At 76.5% G+C, this 2880-nt stretch carries 2 protein-coding genes; both read right to left on the reverse strand.

Features of this window, described 5'->3' with window-relative positions; genetic code table 11:
- The coding region (locus QR78_RS28045) for a sigma-54-dependent transcriptional regulator (RefSeq protein ID WP_048430906.1) at nt 1–1352 on the reverse strand (1352 nt) is incomplete at its 3' end.
- Nucleotides 1349–2880, reverse strand: a 1532-nt coding sequence (locus QR78_RS28050) for a sensor histidine kinase (RefSeq protein WP_048430907.1), incomplete at its 5' end; no start/stop codon positions are given. The genes QR78_RS28050 and QR78_RS28045, both read right to left, overlap by 4 nt.

Genomic DNA, 2880 nt, shown 5'->3' on the forward strand with positions numbered 1-2880 from the left:
GCCTCGCGCGCGAGGCCGTGGCGCTCGATCTTGGCGTAGAGGAGCTGGCGCTGGATGCCGAGGGCCTTCGCGGCCCGCGCGCGGTTGCCGCCGCTCGCGCGCAGGGCCCGGCGGATCATCGCCTCCTCGAGCCGCGCCACGGCCCCCGGCAGGTCGTCGCCGAGCCAGGCCGGCAGGGCGGTCTCCGTGTCCTCCGCCGCCGCCCCGGCGAGGCCGAGATCGCCCCCGCCGATCACCGGCCCCCGCGCCAGCAGGGCCGCGCGCTCGATCACGTTGCGCAACTCGCGCACGTTGCCGGGCCAGGGGTGGCGCATCAGGGCGGCGGCCGCCTCGGGCGACAGGCGCGTCGTCCCGGCACCGGCGAGGGCGAGGAAGTGCTCGGCCAGCGGCAGGAGGTCGGCCAGGCGCTCGCGCAGGGGCGGCAGGGTGATCGGCACGACGTTGAGGCGATAAAAGAGGTCCTGGCGGAAGCCGCCCTCGGCGACGAGGCGCGGCAGGTCGCGATGGGTCGCCGCCACCACCCGCACGGTCACGGGAACGGGCCGGCCGCCCACCGGCGTCACCACCCGCTCCTGGAGCGCCCGCAGGATCTTGGCCTGCATGGGTGGCGGCATGTCGCCGATCTCGTCGAGGAAGAGCGTGCCGCCCGAAGCCTCCCGGAACGCCCCGGCGCGGTCCTGGGCCGCCCCCGTGAAGGCGCCGCGCAGGTGGCCGAACAGCTCGCTCTCGAGGAGGTCGGCGGGGATCGCCGCGCAGTTCACCGGCACGAACGGGCCGTCACGCCGGCGGCCATGGGCGTGCAGCGCCCGGGCCGCGACCTCCTTGCCGGTGCCGGTCTCGCCGCAGAGCAGCACCGTGGCGTCGCCGTCGGCGGCGAGCCCGACCGCCTTCTGCACCCGCCGCATCGCCTCGCTGGTGCCGATCAGGCCCGCCGCCGCGGCCGGGGCGGGCGGCTCGCCGGGCCGCATGGCGGCCTGCGCCAGCATCCCGCCGAGGAGATCCGCCAGTTCGGCCCGGCCGACGGGCTTCGTCAGGTGGTCGTAGGCGCCGAGCCGCATCGCCTCGATGGTGTTCTCGGCGCTGGCATAGGCGGTCAGCACGGCGACCGGCGGCGCCGCCGGCCTGGCCCGCAGGCGCTGGAGCACCGCCATCCCGTCGAATTCGCCCGGCATCCGCAGGTCGAGGAGCACCGCCGCGATGGCCGGATCGGCGGCGACCCGCGCCAGCGCCTCGGCGCCCGAGGCGGCGAGGATCGGGGTATGGCCGAGATCGCTCACCGTCTCGGCCAGTCCCTCGCGCAGGGCCGGCTCGTCGTCGACGATCAGGATGCGGGCGGGAGCGCTGTCCGTCACGGGGCGGTCTCGGGCGTGTCCGGTTCGGGCGGATCGATCTCGGGCAGATCGATCGTGAAGGTCGCGCCGGGACCCGGGGCATCGGGGGACGGGCCACCGGGAGGTGGGGCGGCGAGGTGCACCCGTCCACCATGAGCGCGGGCGATCTCCCGCACGATCGCGAGGCCGAGGCCGGTCCCGTCCGGCCGGCCGGTGACGAAGGGGTCGAACAGCCGGCCGCGCAGGGCCTCGGCGACGCCCGGTCCCTCGTCGGCGACGCGGATCCGCACCCGGCCGTTCTCGGCCTGGGCCGAGAGCCTCACCGTGCCGCCCGCCGGGCTGTGCTGCAGCGCGTTGAGGACGAGGTTGTCGAGGGCGCGCCGAACTTGCGCCTCGTCGAGGCGGACCTGCCGCGCGGACGCGTCCGCCACCACGATCTGCACGTCCCGCTCCCGGGCAAGCTCGTCGTGGAGGTGCGCGCACGCCTCCAGCACGCCCGCGAGGTCGACGGGCGCGAGGACCGGCATCCGCGGCTGGGTCAGGCTGAGGAGGTCGCGGGTCAGCCGGTCGAGGCGGGCGACCTGGGCCAGCACGAGGTCGAGGGCGGCGCGCGGCCGGGCCGGGTCCGGGCTCGCCAGCGCGTTCTCGGCCTTGAGCCGGATCGCCGCCAGGGGGTTGCGGATCTCGTGGGCGATGCCGGCGGTGAGCTGGCCCAGCGCGGCGAGGCGCTCGGCCTCCGCGGCGCGCTGCCGGGCCGCGCCGAGGCGCAGGCCCGCGGCGTTCAACGCCTCGACCAGCCGGTCGAGCTCGCGCAGGCCGGTCGGCGCCAGGCGGGGCAGGTCGCCCGCCGGCGTCTCGAGGCCGAGCTGGCCCTCGAGCCGGGCGATCCGCCGCCCGAGCACCCAGAGCAGCCGTCCGAGGATCAGGGCCGAGCCCAGCACCGTCGCGGCGAGGAAGCCGAACCCGGCGAGGAGCTGGCCGTAGGCCCGGCCCTCGTCGGTATGGACCCGCGTCATCGTCCAGGCCGTCGCCCCGTGGATCGGGCCGCGCAGGGGGCAGCCCTGCACCACCAGCGTCTGGGTGCGGGAGACCCGCCGCGTCGCCACCGGCCGCTCGCCGCTCAGGGTCTCGGCGTTGATGCGCCGGATCGTGTCGATCTCGGCCGAGGGCAGGTCGGTCTTCGGCCCCGTGCCCTCGTAGGTCGGAAAGGCGTAGGCGGCCGAGCCGGCGCCTGCGGTCCAGATCCCGCCCTCCACCCCCGGATGGCCGGCGAGCGCCGTCACCACCACGTCGGTGAGCTGTCCTTTCAGGGTGTCGTCGATCTCCGTCGCTCCGCCGCTCCAGCCGGCGGTGAAGAAGGCGAACCGGTCGCCGATCTCGCGGCAGGAGCGCGCCACCTCGACCTCGGCCTGCGCCACCTGCACGGCGGCCGACTGGGCGTAGAACTCGGTCAGCAGGTAGCCGGTGGCGCCCGCCGAGGCGAGGAGCAGGGCCCAGAGGGTCAGGAGGTGGGTGCGGAGGGAGTGGAGGCGGGCGCCACCGGCTACCT

Source organism: Methylobacterium indicum (assembly GCF_001043895.1).
In the GTDB taxonomy this organism is placed as follows: Bacteria; Pseudomonadota; Alphaproteobacteria; order Rhizobiales; family Beijerinckiaceae; genus Methylobacterium; species Methylobacterium indicum.